This window comes from Pseudomonas sp. SWRI22, from assembly GCF_014268395.2.
GTDB classification, from domain to species: domain Bacteria; phylum Pseudomonadota; class Gammaproteobacteria; order Pseudomonadales; family Pseudomonadaceae; genus Aquipseudomonas; species Aquipseudomonas paracarnis.
In genome coordinates this window covers 514,813-527,224 of sequence record NZ_JABWQK020000003.1, presented here as the reverse complement: position 1 = coordinate 527,224, position 12,412 = coordinate 514,813, and the positions used below count along the sequence as shown (strand labels likewise).

General features: G+C 62.6%; 11 protein-coding genes. 4 read left to right on the top strand and 7 right to left on the bottom strand.

Features of this window, described 5'->3' with window-relative positions:
• Nucleotides 1-12 precede the first annotated feature (12 nt).
• Entirely contained in the window at nt 13-1,137 is a 1,125-nt protein-coding gene (locus HU730_RS25475; protein ID WP_057975522.1) for a class I SAM-dependent methyltransferase, read from the top strand.
• 142 nt (nt 1,138-1,279) lie between these two features.
• Here HU730_RS25475 and HU730_RS25470 read toward each other — a convergent pair whose 3' ends face one another.
• Genes HU730_RS25470 through HU730_RS25460 form a run of 3 tightly spaced genes read right to left on the bottom strand, consistent with a single transcriptional unit; the run spans nt 1,280 to nt 3,905 of the window.
• The gene (locus HU730_RS25470) at nt 1,280-1,444 is read right to left on the bottom strand and encodes a DUF2474 domain-containing protein (RefSeq protein WP_003194328.1); all 165 of its coding nucleotides are present in this window, start codon (nt 1,442-1,444) and stop codon (nt 1,280-1,282) included.
• A gap of 12 nt (nt 1,445-1,456) precedes the next feature.
• Complete coding sequence (gene cydB / locus HU730_RS25465) at nt 1,457-2,464, bottom strand: cytochrome d ubiquinol oxidase subunit II (RefSeq protein ID WP_034126946.1); 1,008 nt, start codon at nt 2,462-2,464, stop codon at nt 1,457-1,459.
• A 1-nt stretch (nt 2,465) separates the two neighbouring features.
• Entirely contained in the window at nt 2,466-3,905 is a 1,440-nt protein-coding gene (locus tag HU730_RS25460) for a cytochrome ubiquinol oxidase subunit I (RefSeq protein WP_186527228.1), read from the bottom strand.
• Nucleotides 3,906-4,221: 316 nt separating this feature from the next.
• Between HU730_RS25460 and HU730_RS25455 the strand changes: the two genes are divergently transcribed.
• A complete protein-coding gene (locus tag HU730_RS25455) occupies nt 4,222-5,460 on the top strand; it encodes an MFS transporter (protein ID WP_186527227.1) in 1,239 nt (412 codons plus the stop codon).
• A 136-nt stretch (nt 5,461-5,596) separates the two neighbouring features.
• Here the strand turns inward: HU730_RS25455 and HU730_RS25450 are convergent, their stop codons facing one another.
• The 4 genes from HU730_RS25450 to HU730_RS25435 form a co-directional block, all read right to left on the bottom strand.
• On the bottom strand, nt 5,597-7,780 hold the full coding sequence (locus HU730_RS25450) for a xanthine dehydrogenase family protein molybdopterin-binding subunit (protein WP_060764079.1): 2,184 nt from the start codon (nt 7,778-7,780) through the stop codon (nt 5,597-5,599).
• Complete coding sequence (locus HU730_RS25445; protein ID WP_020301733.1) at nt 7,777-8,766, bottom strand: xanthine dehydrogenase family protein subunit M; 990 nt, start codon at nt 8,764-8,766, stop codon at nt 7,777-7,779. The genes HU730_RS25450 and HU730_RS25445 overlap by 4 nt, the downstream gene beginning before the upstream one ends.
• A complete protein-coding gene (locus HU730_RS25440; protein ID WP_034126942.1) occupies nt 8,763-9,287 on the bottom strand; it encodes a (2Fe-2S)-binding protein in 525 nt (174 codons plus the stop codon). Before HU730_RS25440 ends, HU730_RS25445 begins: the two co-directional genes overlap by 4 nt.
• Nucleotides 9,288-9,383: 96 nt before the next feature.
• Nucleotides 9,384-9,830 carry a DUF4879 domain-containing protein gene (locus HU730_RS25435; protein ID WP_034127050.1) on the bottom strand — a complete coding sequence of 149 codons (447 nt, stop codon included), beginning with the start codon at nt 9,828-9,830 and terminating at the stop codon, nt 9,384-9,386.
• A 188-nt stretch (nt 9,831-10,018) separates the two neighbouring features.
• Here HU730_RS25435 and HU730_RS25430 point away from each other — a divergent pair, with 188 nt between their 5' ends.
• Nucleotides 10,019-11,314, top strand: coding sequence for an NCS2 family permease (locus HU730_RS25430; protein WP_003194342.1), 1,296 nt, complete (start codon nt 10,019-10,021; stop codon nt 11,312-11,314).
• Complete coding sequence (gene trmA, locus HU730_RS25425) at nt 11,311-12,390, top strand: tRNA (uridine(54)-C5)-methyltransferase TrmA (RefSeq protein ID WP_186527226.1); 1,080 nt, start codon at nt 11,311-11,313, stop codon at nt 12,388-12,390. Before HU730_RS25430 ends, trmA begins: the two co-directional genes overlap by 4 nt.
• Nucleotides 12,391-12,412 lie beyond the last annotated feature (22 nt).

Genomic DNA, 12,412 nt, shown 5'->3' with positions numbered 1-12,412 from the left:
CCTCGCCCCGCCATGCCCCTGCTTGACAGCCCTTTCGCCCAGCTCGACCTGATTCGTCAGCCAGAGCAACACAATGATCCGCTGCAAGCCTTCGATGCCGCCGACGAATACCTGCTCAGCCACCTCGCCGCGCAACAGCCCACTGCCGCCACCCGCGTGCTGGTGCTCAATGACAGCTTCGGCGCCCTGGCAGCCAGCCTTCAAGGCCAGGTGCAAGTGACCTCCAGCGGTGACTCGTTCCTCGCCGCTCAGGGCCTGGAGAAAAACCTGGTGCGCAACGGCAAGCCCTTTGATGCCGTGCCCTTCATACCGGCCAGCCAGCTCGCGACCGGGCCGTTCGATCGCGTGTTGATCCGCGTGCCGAAAACCCTGGCGTTGCTGGAAGAACAACTGATCCGCCTGCAAGGGCAACTGGCGCCCGGCGCCGAGGTGATCGCAGGTGCAATGATCAAGCATTTGCCACGGGCTGCGGGCGAATTGCTGGAGCGTTACATCGGGCCCATGCACGCCTCATTGGCGGTCAAAAAGGCGCGGTTGCTGATTGCCAGCGTCGAGCCGCGCCCTGCCGCGGTCTCGCCCTACCCGACCCGCTATACCCTGGATGCGCCGGTCATCGAGTTGTGTAACCACGCCAACGTCTTTTGCCGCGAAGGCCTGGACATCGGCACCCGTGCCTTCCTGCCGCACCTGCCAAAAAACCTGGGCAGTGCACGCGTGGCGGACCTGGGCTGCGGCAACGGCGTACTGGCGATTGCCAGCGCCCTGCAGAACCCCGACGCGCACTACACCTTGGTGGATGAGTCGTATATGGCAGTGCAATCGGCCGCCGAAAACTGGCAAGCCGCCTTGGGAGAGCGGGACGTCAGCGTACGTGCCGACGATGGCCTGGCCGGCCAGGAGGCGCAATCGCTGGAAGTGGTGTTGTGCAACCCACCGTTCCACCAACAACAAGTGGTCGGCGACTTCCTCGCTTGGCGCATGTTCCAGCAGGCACGCGAAGCGCTGGTGGTCGGTGGCGCCTTGTACATCGTCGGGAATCGTCACCTGGGCTACCACAGCAAGCTGGCGCGGTTGTTCCGTGGTGTCGAGCAAGTAGCGGCCACGCCCAAGTTCGTCATCCTCAAGGCGCGTAAATAAAAAAGCCCTGCTTTTCGATCAAGAAAAGCAGGGCTTTTTCGTAGGAGCGAGCTTGCTCGCGAAAAACTCACAGACGCCGCGTTTATTCAGGAAGCACGCGTTATCGTTGACGTTTTTCGCGAGCAAGCTCGCTCCTACAGTGTCAATGCGTGCTCAGGCCTGCCGCATTCATGAACATGCGCATCAGGCTGGCCACCACGAACAGGGCCAGCACGCTGCCGGTCCAGATCATCGCCAGCCACCCCAGGCGCCGCCACAACGGCTGCTTCTCGGCCTGTTCAATCTCATGCAACGAAGGTTTTGACATGTTTCAACCCTCCTAGTGATAGCCGTCTTCGTGGGTGACCTTGCCGCGGAACACGTAGTAGCTCCAGAAGGTATAGCCCAGGATAAACGGGATGATGAACAGCGTGCCCACCAGCATGAAGCCCTGGCTTTGCGGCGGCGCGGCGGCATCCCAGATCGACACGGACGGCGGGATGATGTTCGGCCACAGGCTGATCCCCAAGCCACTGTAGCCGAGGAAAATCAGCACCAGCGTCAACAGGAACGGCGTGTAGTGCGCATTACGTGCCACGGCGCGGATCAGCCCGTACATGGTGACCAGCACCAGGATCGGCACCGGCAGGAACCAGAACAGGTTCGGCAAGGTGAACCAGCGCGACGCGATTTCCGGGTGGGTCAGCGGCGTCCAGATGCTGACGATGCCGATCACCGCCAACACCACGAAGGCCAATGGCCGCGCCAGGTTGTGCATCTGCTCCTGCAACTTGCCTTCGGTCTTCATGATCAGCCAGGTGCAGCCGAGCAAGGCATACGCCACGATCAGCGCCACGCCGCAGAACATCGTGAAGGGTGTGAGCCAGTCCAGTGAACCGCCGGCGAACTGGCGATCCACCACCGGAATACCGTCGATAAAGGCGCCCAACGCCACCCCCTGGAAGAAGGTCGCCGCCAGCGAGCCGCCAATAAACGCCTTGTCCCACAGGTGACGCTTGTGGTCCTTGGCCTTGAAGCGGAACTCAAAGGCCACGCCGCGGAAGATCAGGCCGATCAGCATCAGGATCAGCGGCAGGTACAGCGCCGACAACACCACCGAATAGGCCAGCGGGAACGCACCGAACAACGCCGCGCCCCCGAGTACCAGCCAGGTTTCGTTGCCGTCCCATACGGGCGCCACGGTGTTCATCATTACGTCACGGTCGACTTTGCCCGGAACAAACGGGAAAAGAATGCCGATCCCCAGGTCGAAGCCGTCCATGACCACGTACATCATGATGCCGAAGATGATGATCACGGCCCAGATCAGCGGAAGATCAATACCCATCTCAATTCCCCTTGTGCTGGATGTGGTCGTGGTCGTTATCACTGCCATCGTCGGCAGCAGACAACGGACGCGCGGGGGTGCGTTTCTGGCCGGGGCCACCATGGGCGGGCTCGGTACTGTCGTGGGTCACGGGGCCTTTGCGCACCAGGCGCATCATGTAGCCCAGGCCCGCGCCGAACAGCGCGAAGTACACCACCACGAACAACACCAGGGTAATGGTCATCTGCATCAGGCTATGCCCGGAGGAGGCATCCGCCGTGCGCATCAACCCGTAGACCACCCAGGGCTGGCGACCAATTTCGGTGGTGAACCAACCGGCAAGAATCGCAATCAGCCCAGACGGGCCCATCCACAGCGCCAGGTACAGGAACGGTTTGGACGTGTACATCTTGTCGCCCCGGCGCAGCCACAGGCTGAACAGACCGGTGAAGATCATCAGGAACCCCAGGCCGACCATGACCCGGAACGACCAGAACACAACGGTGGAGTTGGGGCGGTCTTCAGGTGGGAACTCCTTGAGCGCCGGCACCTGCTTGTCCAGGGAGTGGGTCAGGATCAGGCTGCCCAGGTACGGAATCTCGACTGCGTATTTGGTTTTCTCGGCTTTCATGTCCGGCCAGCCAAACAAAATCAGCGGCGTGGGCTCGTTGCCGATATTTTCCCAGTGGCCTTCAATCGCGGCGATCTTGGCCGGCTGATGCTTGAGGGTATTGAGGCCGTGGAAGTCGCCGATCACTGCCTGGATCGGCGCAACGATCAGGGCCATCCACATCGCCATCGAGAGCATTTTGCGGATCGCCGGGTTGTCCTTGCCGCGCAGTAAATGCCAGGCCGCCGACGAGCCGACGAAGAAGGCCGTGGCCACGAACGCCGCCGTGGCCATATGCATAAGGCGGTAGGGGAACGACGGGTTGAAGATCACCGCCAGCCAGTCGGTCGGTATCACGCGGCCATCGATGATTTCAAAGCCCTGGGGCGTCTGCATCCAGCTGTTGGAGGCAAGAATCCAGAACGTGGAGATCAACGTACCCACGGCCACCATCACCGTGGCGAAGAAGTGCAGCTTGCGCCCCACCTTGTTCCACCCGAACAACATCACGCCCAGGAAGCCGGCCTCGAGGAAGAAGGCCGTGAGCACTTCGTACGTCAGCAACGGCCCGGTGACGGCGCCGGCGAAGTCCGAGAAGCGGCTCCAGTTGGTACCGAACTGGTAGGCCATGACCAGGCCCGATACCACCCCCATGCCGAAGTTGACGGCAAAGATCTTCGACCAGAAGTGGTAGAGGTCACGGTAGGTGTCGTTGTGGGTCTTGAGCCACAAGCCCTCCAGCACCGCAAGGTAACTGGCCAGGCCGATGGTGATCGCCGGGAACAGGATGTGGAATGAGATGGTGAACGCAAATTGAATTCGGGCGAGATCTAGCGCCTCCAAACCGAACATAAGTCTTCCTCTGTCAGGTAATACCGGCTGCTGGCTGGGAGCCTGCACCCACTGCCCCCACGGATATGGAGTGTGGCGAATTTCAATTCGTTTCTTTTATTACCCATCGCGTGGGGAATCTGGCCTTGCGGCCGCCAGAACAATCCCGGGGCAGGTTTTGATCTGGATCAAGCATCGTTGAAAGAGTAGTCCCATTTTTGCTGTAGGACTGTGTGGTCTTTTGCCGCGTGACAGCTTGCCTCAGCTCAGTTCTTGCAACTATTTGTTACAGCTTGATGCTAATCTCGCCATTCTCCCGTTGCCGACCTGATTGCCGATGCCCAGTGAACCTGCGTTGCTGTTACGTCACCACCGCCCTTTCATCGCGTTCTGGCTGGCGCGGATCTTTACCGCCAGCGGCTTCCAGATGCTCACCGTGGCGATCGGCTGGAACCTGTACCAGCTGACCGGCAACGTCTTGGACCTGGGCCTGGTCGGCCTGGTGGAATTCGTGCCGCGCGTGCTGTTCATGCTGCACACCGGGCACGTGGCGGATCGCTATGAACGCCGCCGGGTCGCTGCCATCTGCCAGACCTTGCAGGCGCTGATCGCCTTGTCCCTGGCCATCGGCGGCCTGACCGGCAACGTGACTCGCGAGATGATCTTCATCCTCGCCTTCCTGCTCGGCGCTGCGCGCTCATTTGAAATGCCCACCACCCAGGCACTGTTGCCGAGCATCGTGCCCAGCGCGCTGTTCCCCCGGGCCGTGGCGGCATCGCAATCGGCCCAGCAACTGGCGACCATCGTCGCACCGGCCGTGGGCGGTTTGCTTTACGCGTTTGGCAGCGTGTGGGTGTACGGCCCCACCGTGGCGCTGTACCTGATCGCCTGCGTGCTGACACTTAGCCTGCCCGCACGCCAGACTCCGCTGAACAAAGCCAAGGCCACCCTGGACTCGCTGCTGGCCGGCATACGCTTTATCCGCAGCCGCCCGGACATTCTTGGCGCCATCTCCCTGGACCTGTTTGCCGTGCTGCTGGGCGGCGCCACCGCGCTGTTACCGGTGTTCGCCAAGGACATCCTGCTGACCGGTGCCTGGGGCCTGGGCCTGCTGCGGTCGGCCCCGGCCGTGGGCGCATTGCTGATGTCACTGTGGCTGGCGCGGTTCTCAGTAGACCGCAAGGTGGGCCGCGTGATGTTCACCGCCGTCGGCGTGTTCGGGGTGGCAACCATCGCCTTCGGCCTGTCGACTTCGTTCTGGTTTTCACTGGCGGTGCTGGTGGTACTGGGCGCGGCAGACATGATCAGCATGGTGATCCGTGCGTCGTTCGTGCAGTTGGAAACGCCAGATGAAATGCGCGGGCGGGTGAGTGCGGTCAATGGCCTGTTTATCGGTGCGTCCAACCAGTTGGGCGAATTCGAATCCGGGATTACCGCCCACTGGTTTGGCACCGTGCCTGCGGTGGTGATGGGCGGGGTTGGCACCCTGGTGGTGACCGGGGTGTGGATCAAGCTGTTCCCGACCCTGGCCAACCGGGATCGCATGCATGTGCCGGTGGAAGAAACCAAGCCATAGGCTTCACCGCCATACCCTGTGGGAGCCGGGCTTGCCCGCGATAGCGGTGTACCAGGCAACTTTCTGGTGGCTGATACACCGCTATCGCAGGCAAGCCAGCTCCCACACTGGAACTTCATTGGTCTGACGGTTTGGGCTATAGCACCTTATCCAAGGTAATCGGAAACTCCCGGACCCGCTTGCCGGTGGCGTGGTAAACCGCATTCGCCACCGCCGCCGCCACCCCGACAATGCCGATTTCCCCCACGCCCTTGGACCCGAGCGCATTGACGATCTCGTCGTGCTCTTCGACAAACAGCACGTCAATCTCGCCAATATCGGCGTTCACCGGGATGTGGTACTCGGCCAGGCTGTGGTTCATGTAACGCCCCAGCTCATGGTCGACCTGGGTCTCTTCATGCAGGGCCATGCCAATGCCCCACACCACGCCGCCAAGGATCTGGCTGCGGGCCATCTTGGGGTTGACCACGCGCCCCGCGGCAATGGCGCTGACCACACGGCTGACCTTGATGGTGCCCAGGTCTTCATCAACCCGCACCTCGACAAACACCGCCGAATGGGTCGCGCAGGCATAGCCCTGGCGCTTCTTGTCCGGCTCGCTGTCAACCTGTGCTTGCAGCACCTCTTCACCGCTGTCCTTGACCAGTTGCGCCAACGAAACACTCACATCACCGGCATGCAGTTGGCCCTCTTCAAACCGCACGGCTTCGGCGTCCTTGAACACCGGGTAGGTCTGCCGGGCGACCTGCAACAACTTGGCATTCAGCGCTTCACAGGCTTGCTGCACCGCCGTACCCACCGAGGACACGGTAAACGAGCCGCCCTGCAACGGCGCCGTGGGCAACGACGAATCGCCCAGCACAAAACGCACGTCGGCCATCGCCACGCCGCTGGCCTGGGAGGCGATCTGGGTCATCACCGTGTAGGTGCCAGTGCCAATGTCGGTGGTGGCGCTACTGACGGTGAGCTTGCCCTGCGCGTCGAGGCGCGCCTTGGCGCTGGCTTTCATCTGCATGGCTTCCCACACGCCGCCGGCCATGCCCCAGCCGATCAGTTGGCGGCCGTCACGCATGCTGCGCGGTTCCGGGTTGCGTTGGTGCCAGCCGAAGCGTTCGGCGCCTTCGCTGTAGCACTCGCGCAGGGCCTTGCTCGACCAGGGTTTGTCTTCGTTCTGGTTACGTTCGGCGTAGTTGATCAGGCGCAATTGCACCGGGTCGATGGCCAGGGCACACGCCAGTTCGTCCATGGCGCACTCCAGGCCGAGCACGCCTAGTGCGGCGCCGGGGGCACGCATGTCCAGCGGGGTAAACACATCCAACGGCGCCAACTTGTACGTCAGTTGCACGTTGTCGCAGTGATAGAGCATGCCGCTCCACTCCACCACGTGCTCGCTGAAATCCTCAAAGCGCGACGTCTGGCCAATCGCGGTATGCCCCAACGCCAGCAAGCGCCCATTGGCGGCGGCGCCCATCTGCAAACGCTGCAAGGTGCGCGGGCGATAGCCGAAGGTGAACATCTGCTGGCGCGTCAGGGTAACGCGCACCGAGCGCTTGAGCGCCATGGCCGCCATCACCGCGAGCGGCAATTGGTATTGCGGGCGCAGGCCCGAACCGAAGGCGCCACCGACGAAAGCGGCGAAGATGCGCACCTGGCGCTTGTCCAGGCCGAAGACTTTTTGCACATAGGCCTGGCAGTTCTGCGGGCCCTGGGTCTTGTCGTGGATATGCAGAGTGCCGTCGGACTGATACAGCACGGTGCTGGCGTGGGGTTCCATCGGGTTGTGATGCTCGATGGGCGTGCTGTAGTGCAGGTCCAGACTGATTGCGGCACCGGCCCATTCAGCCTCGAAGTTGCCTCGCGGTTCGGGTGGGGTCTGGGGCGACGGGTGCGCCGCCGCTTGCTGGGTGAGCAGGTCGGTTTCGAAGGTTTCGGGCGCGTAGTCGATCTGCACCAGCGAGCCGGCGTGCCGCGCCAGTTCGAGGTTATCGGCAATCACCAGGGCCAGGGGCTGGCCGCTGTAGAGCACGCGGTCGTTATACAACGGGCGAAAAGGCGAGCCATCGGCCGCATCGGCATCGGCGAACGCCTCGTCATAGCTGGCGATTTTCGGCCGGTTGAGGTGATGGATCACGTCCACTACACCGGGCAAGGCCAACGCCTTGGACGCATCGATGCGCACCACCCGGCCTTTGGCGATAGTGCTCGACACCACGCTGCCATGCAGCAGGCCGTCCTCGGGAAATTCACCGGCATAGCGCGCTTGGCCGGTGACCTTGAGCAGACCGTCGACGCGGTCCAGGGGTTTGCCGATGGCGCTCATGGCTGTTCTCCTGCGACGGCGGCGTCGCTCAGGGCACGAATGATTGCGCGCCGGGCCAGCTTGACCTTGAAGCCGTTGTGTTCCAACGGTTCGGCGTCTTGCAGCAGGGCGTCGGCGGCGGCGCTGAAGGTTTCGCGGCTGACCGTGCGGCCAATCAGCAAGGCTTCCACTGCGCGGTCACGCCAGGGTTTATGCGCCACACCGCCCAAGGCCAGGCGGGCGTCGATGATTTCATCGCCGTCCAGTTCCAAGGCGGCGGCCACCGAAACCAAGGCAAAGGCATAGGAGGCACGGTCACGGATTTTCAGGTAATGGCTGTGGCGGGCCAGGTGATCGGCGGGCAGCTCAATGGCCGTGATCAGCTCATCGTCGGCCAATTGGTTGTCACGTTGCGGCGCATCGCCTGGCAATCGATGGAAGTCGGCGAACTCGATCACCCGCGCACCGCCACGTCCCTCTACATGCACCCGCGCCGCAAGCGCCGCCAGGGCCACGCACATGTCCGATGGATGGGTGGCCACGCACTGTTCACTGGCGCCGAGGATCGCATGGATACGGTTCAAACCGTTGCGCGCCGGGCAGCCGCTGCCGGGCTGGCGCTTGTTGCACGGTACCGCGGCGTCGTAGAAGTAATAGCAACGGGTGCGCTGCAACAGGTTGCCGCCGGTACTGGCCATGTTGCGTAACTGCGGGGACGCCCCGGCGAGGATGGCCTGGGACAGCAACGGGTAACGCTGCTCAATGAGTGGGTGCCAGGCCAGGTCTGCGTTACTCACCAGCGCACCGATACGTAGGCCACCCTCGGCGGTCTCTTGAATGTCATGCAGCGGCAAGCCGGTGATGTCGATCAGGTGCTCGGGATGGCTGATGTTTTCCTTCATCAGGTCCAGCAGGTTGGTGCCACCGGCGATAAAGCGCGAGGCGGCGCTGCTCATCTGAACGGCCTGCTGGACATCGGTCGGCCTGCTGTAGTGGAAGGGATTCATGACTCACCTCCCTGGCGACGGCAGGCCGGCAGCGCGTCTTCGATGGCATCGCGGATGTTGTTGTAGGCGCCGCAGCGGCACAGGTTGCCGCTCATCAATTCCTGGATCTGCGCACGGTCGTGGGCGCGGCCTTCATTGGCCAGGCCCACGGCAGAACAGATCTGGCCGGGGGTGCAATAGCCGCACTGGAAAGCGTCGTGCTGGATAAAGGCCTGTTGCATGGGATGCAGTTGGTCGCCGTCGGCCAGGCCTTCGATGGTGGTCAATTCGGCGCCGTCGCACATCACGGCCAGGGTCAGGCAGGCATTCACGCGTTTGCCGTCACGCAGCACGGTGCAGGCGCCGCACTGGCCGTGGTCGCAGCCTTTTTTACTGCCCACCAGGTCCAACTGTTCACGCAGCAAGTCCAGCAAGGTGGTCCAGGGCAACACGTTCAGTTGGCGATCCTGGCCGTTGAGTGTCAGGCGTATCGGGTGGGCGACGAACGGCTGGGCCGCCGCGCCATTGGGGGTCGCGCTCATAAACACCTCACGGGTTGGTGTACGTCCGCGGCGTTCAGAAAAATCGCCGTCTTAGGGGTACGACTTCCCGGGGTTTTGAGCGTTCAAGATGATTGATCAGCGGATATTGAGCTGGGCTTTCAGGGTGTTTTGCGGCGGGTTGATCGAGGTATTGGTGAATTCGAACCAGCCCTGGGCCTGGACGTTCAGGTCGAACACATAGATGTAGCCCATCAGGGTGCCCACGCCGTTGCACGCCTCACTGATGTTGCCGACCTGGCACACCGCTGTGCGTTGCCCATTCAACTCCGCGCCGTTGAAGCGGCCCATGGGGCTGTTGCCCAGGCCCACTTCCATCACCGAGACCTGGGTGGGCCCGCGGTGCTCGCACATCTGGGTGGTGTTGACCCGCTCCGGGATCGCTTCGCTGCAGTTGGCCGATTCCACCTTGAACACCCGCACCTCGCTCAAGGCCGGTGCAGCCGCGCCCCATGCCGGTGCCGCGCCCAGCCACAGGCTGATACTGGCGATCAGAGCTAGACTCCACGGGTTGGCTTTTTTCATGCTGTCGGTGACCGGCTGTTGAACGTCGGCGCAGTATGCCTCAAGCCCATGCGCCACACAGCCTCGGCTGCTGGTATGATGCGCCGCTTTTTCCGATCCTCTCTGAAACCACAAGCGTTTGGCGCAGTTTGTGCTTTGACTTAGAGGTCAACAAATCACGACGCACACTAGCGTCACAGGGAGCCGGCATGCTGGAAAAGCTGTTTCAACTCAAAGCCCACAACACCAATGTGCGCACCGAGATTCTCGCGGGGATCACCACCTTCCTGGCCATGGCCTACATCCTGTTCGTGAACCCGAGCATCCTCGGCGAGACCGGCATGGACAAGGGCGCGGTGTTTGTCGCCACCTGCCTGGCGGCCGCCATCGGTTCGACCGTGATGGGCCTGATCGCCAACTACCCGATTGCCCTGGCACCGGGCATGGGTCTCAACGCCTTCTTCACCTACACCGTGGTCCTGCACATGGGCCACACCTGGCAGGTGGCGCTGGGCGCGGTATTCATTTCGGCGGTGCTGTTTTTCCTGCTGTCGATCTTCCGCATTCGTGAATGGATCATCAACGCCATCCCGCTGCCGCTGCGCTCGGCGATTGCCGCCGGCATCGGCCTGTTCCTGGCGCTGATCGCCCTGCATAACGCCGGTATCGTGGTGAGCAACCCGGCCACCATGGTTGGCCTGGGCGACCTGAAACAACCGGCGCCGATCCTGGCCACCTTGGGTTTCGTGCTGATCGTCGCGCTGGAAGCCCTGGCCGTACGCGGCGCGGTGCTGATCGGCATCCTGGCGGTGACAGTTGCCTCCATCGTCCTGGGTTTCACGCCTTTCATCGGTGTGACCTCGGTACCGCCGTCCCTGGCGCCGACCTTCCTGCAGCTGGATATCAAGGGCGCGCTGGACATCGGCCTGGTCAGCGTGATCTTCGCCTTCCTGTTCGTTGACCTGTTCGACAACTCCGGCACCCTGATCGGCGTCGCCAAGCGCGCCGGCCTGATGGGCAAGGACGGCCATATGCCGAAAATGGGCCGTGCACTGATCGCCGACAGTACCGCTGCCATGGCCGGTTCCCTGCTGGGCACCTCGACCACCACCAGCTACATCGAATCGGCTGCAGGCGTGAGCGCCGGTGGCCGTACCGGCTTGACCGCCATCGTGGTAGCGATCCTGTTTTTGCTGGCGCTGTTCTTCTCGCCATTGGCCGCCAGCGTGCCGGCCTATGCCACCGCGCCAGCCTTGCTGTTTGTGGCGGTGCTGATGAGCCAAGGCCTGGCCGAAATCGACTGGGACGACATTACGGTGGCAGCGCCGGTGGTGATCACCGCCCTGGCGATGCCCTTCACTTACTCCATCGCCAACGGCATCGCCTTCGGTTTCATCGCCTGGACCGCCATCAAGCTGCTTTCGGGCCGCTACCGTGAGCTGAACCCGGCACTGGTGATCCTGTCGATCCTGTTCGTGATCAAGCTGGGCTGGTTCAACGCATGACTTTTGACGCCGCAAGCTACACCGCTCAACTGCAAGACAAGGTCACGCGCCTGCGTGACCTGCTGGCACCGTTCGACGCGCCTGAGCCGCAGGTCTTCGACTCGCCGCTGCAGCACTTCCGCCTGCGTGCGGAGTTCCGCCTGTGGCGCGAAGGCGGCGAGCGCCACTACGCGATGTTCTCCCAGGAGGACAAGCGCACGCCGATCCTCATCGAAGACTTCCCCATCGCCAGCCAGCGCATCAACCAGTTGATGCCGCAACTCAAGGCCGCCTGGCAAGCCAGCGCTGCCCTGAGCCACAAGCTGTTCCAGGTGGAGTTCCTCACCACCCTGGCCGGCGACGCGATGATCACCCTGTGCTATCACCGCCCGCTGGACGAACATTGGCACACCGCCGCGAACAAATTGGCCGCTGAGCTGAATGTGAGCATCATCGGCCGTTCCAAGGGCAAGCGCGATGTGATCGGCCATGACTACGTGGTGGAGAAACTCGACGTCGGTGGGCGCACCTTCAGCTACCGCCAACCCGAAGGCGCGTTCACCCAGCCCAACGGCACGGTGAACCAGAAGATGCTCAACTGGGCCTACGAAGCGCTGGGCGATCGCCCGGACGATTTGCTGGAGCTGTACTGCGGCAACGGCAACTTCACCCTGCCGCTGGCGACCCGCGTGCGCAAGGTGCTGGCCACCGAGATCAGCAAGACCTCAGTGAATGCGGCCCTGAGCAACCTGGATGAAAATGGCGTGGAGAACGTCACCCTGGTGCGCCTCTCCGCCGAAGAACTCACCCAAGCCCTGAACGAAGTGCGCCCGTTCCGCCGCCTGCACGGCATCGACCTGAAAAGCTACGAGTTCGGTAGCGTCTTCGTCGACCCGCCCCGCGCTGGCATGGACCCGGACACCTGCGAGCTGACCCGGCGCTTCGACAACATCCTGTACATCTCCTGCAACCCGGAGACGCTGGCGGCGAATATCGCGCAACTGCACGACACGCACCGGATCACCCAGTGTGCAATGTTTGACCAGTTCCCGTGGACGCACCATATGGAGTCGGGCGTGTTGCTGACCCGTCGATAAACCTGTGGGTTGTAGGAGCGAG

Coding starts and splice junctions, on each gene's coding strand:
- HU730_RS25475 (WP_057975522.1), top strand. CDS start 13: ATGCCCCTGCTTGACAGCCCTTTCGCCCAGCTCGACCTGATTCGTCAG.
- HU730_RS25470 (WP_003194328.1), bottom strand. CDS start 1,444: ATGTCAAAACCTTCGTTGCATGAGATTGAACAGGCCGAGAAGCAGCCG.
- cydB (WP_034126946.1), bottom strand. CDS start 2,464: ATGGGTATTGATCTTCCGCTGATCTGGGCCGTGATCATCATCTTCGGC.
- HU730_RS25460 (WP_186527228.1), bottom strand. CDS start 3,905: ATGTTCGGTTTGGAGGCGCTAGATCTCGCCCGAATTCAATTTGCGTTC.
- HU730_RS25455 (WP_186527227.1), top strand. CDS start 4,222: ATGCCCAGTGAACCTGCGTTGCTGTTACGTCACCACCGCCCTTTCATC.
- HU730_RS25450 (WP_060764079.1), bottom strand. CDS start 7,780: ATGAGCGCCATCGGCAAACCCCTGGACCGCGTCGACGGTCTGCTCAAG.
- HU730_RS25445 (WP_020301733.1), bottom strand. CDS start 8,766: ATGAATCCCTTCCACTACAGCAGGCCGACCGATGTCCAGCAGGCCGTT.
- HU730_RS25440 (WP_034126942.1), bottom strand. CDS start 9,287: ATGAGCGCGACCCCCAATGGCGCGGCGGCCCAGCCGTTCGTCGCCCAC.
- HU730_RS25435 (WP_034127050.1), bottom strand. CDS start 9,830: ATGAAAAAAGCCAACCCGTGGAGTCTAGCTCTGATCGCCAGTATCAGC.
- HU730_RS25430 (WP_003194342.1), top strand. CDS start 10,019: ATGCTGGAAAAGCTGTTTCAACTCAAAGCCCACAACACCAATGTGCGC.
- trmA (WP_186527226.1), top strand. CDS start 11,311: ATGACTTTTGACGCCGCAAGCTACACCGCTCAACTGCAAGACAAGGTC.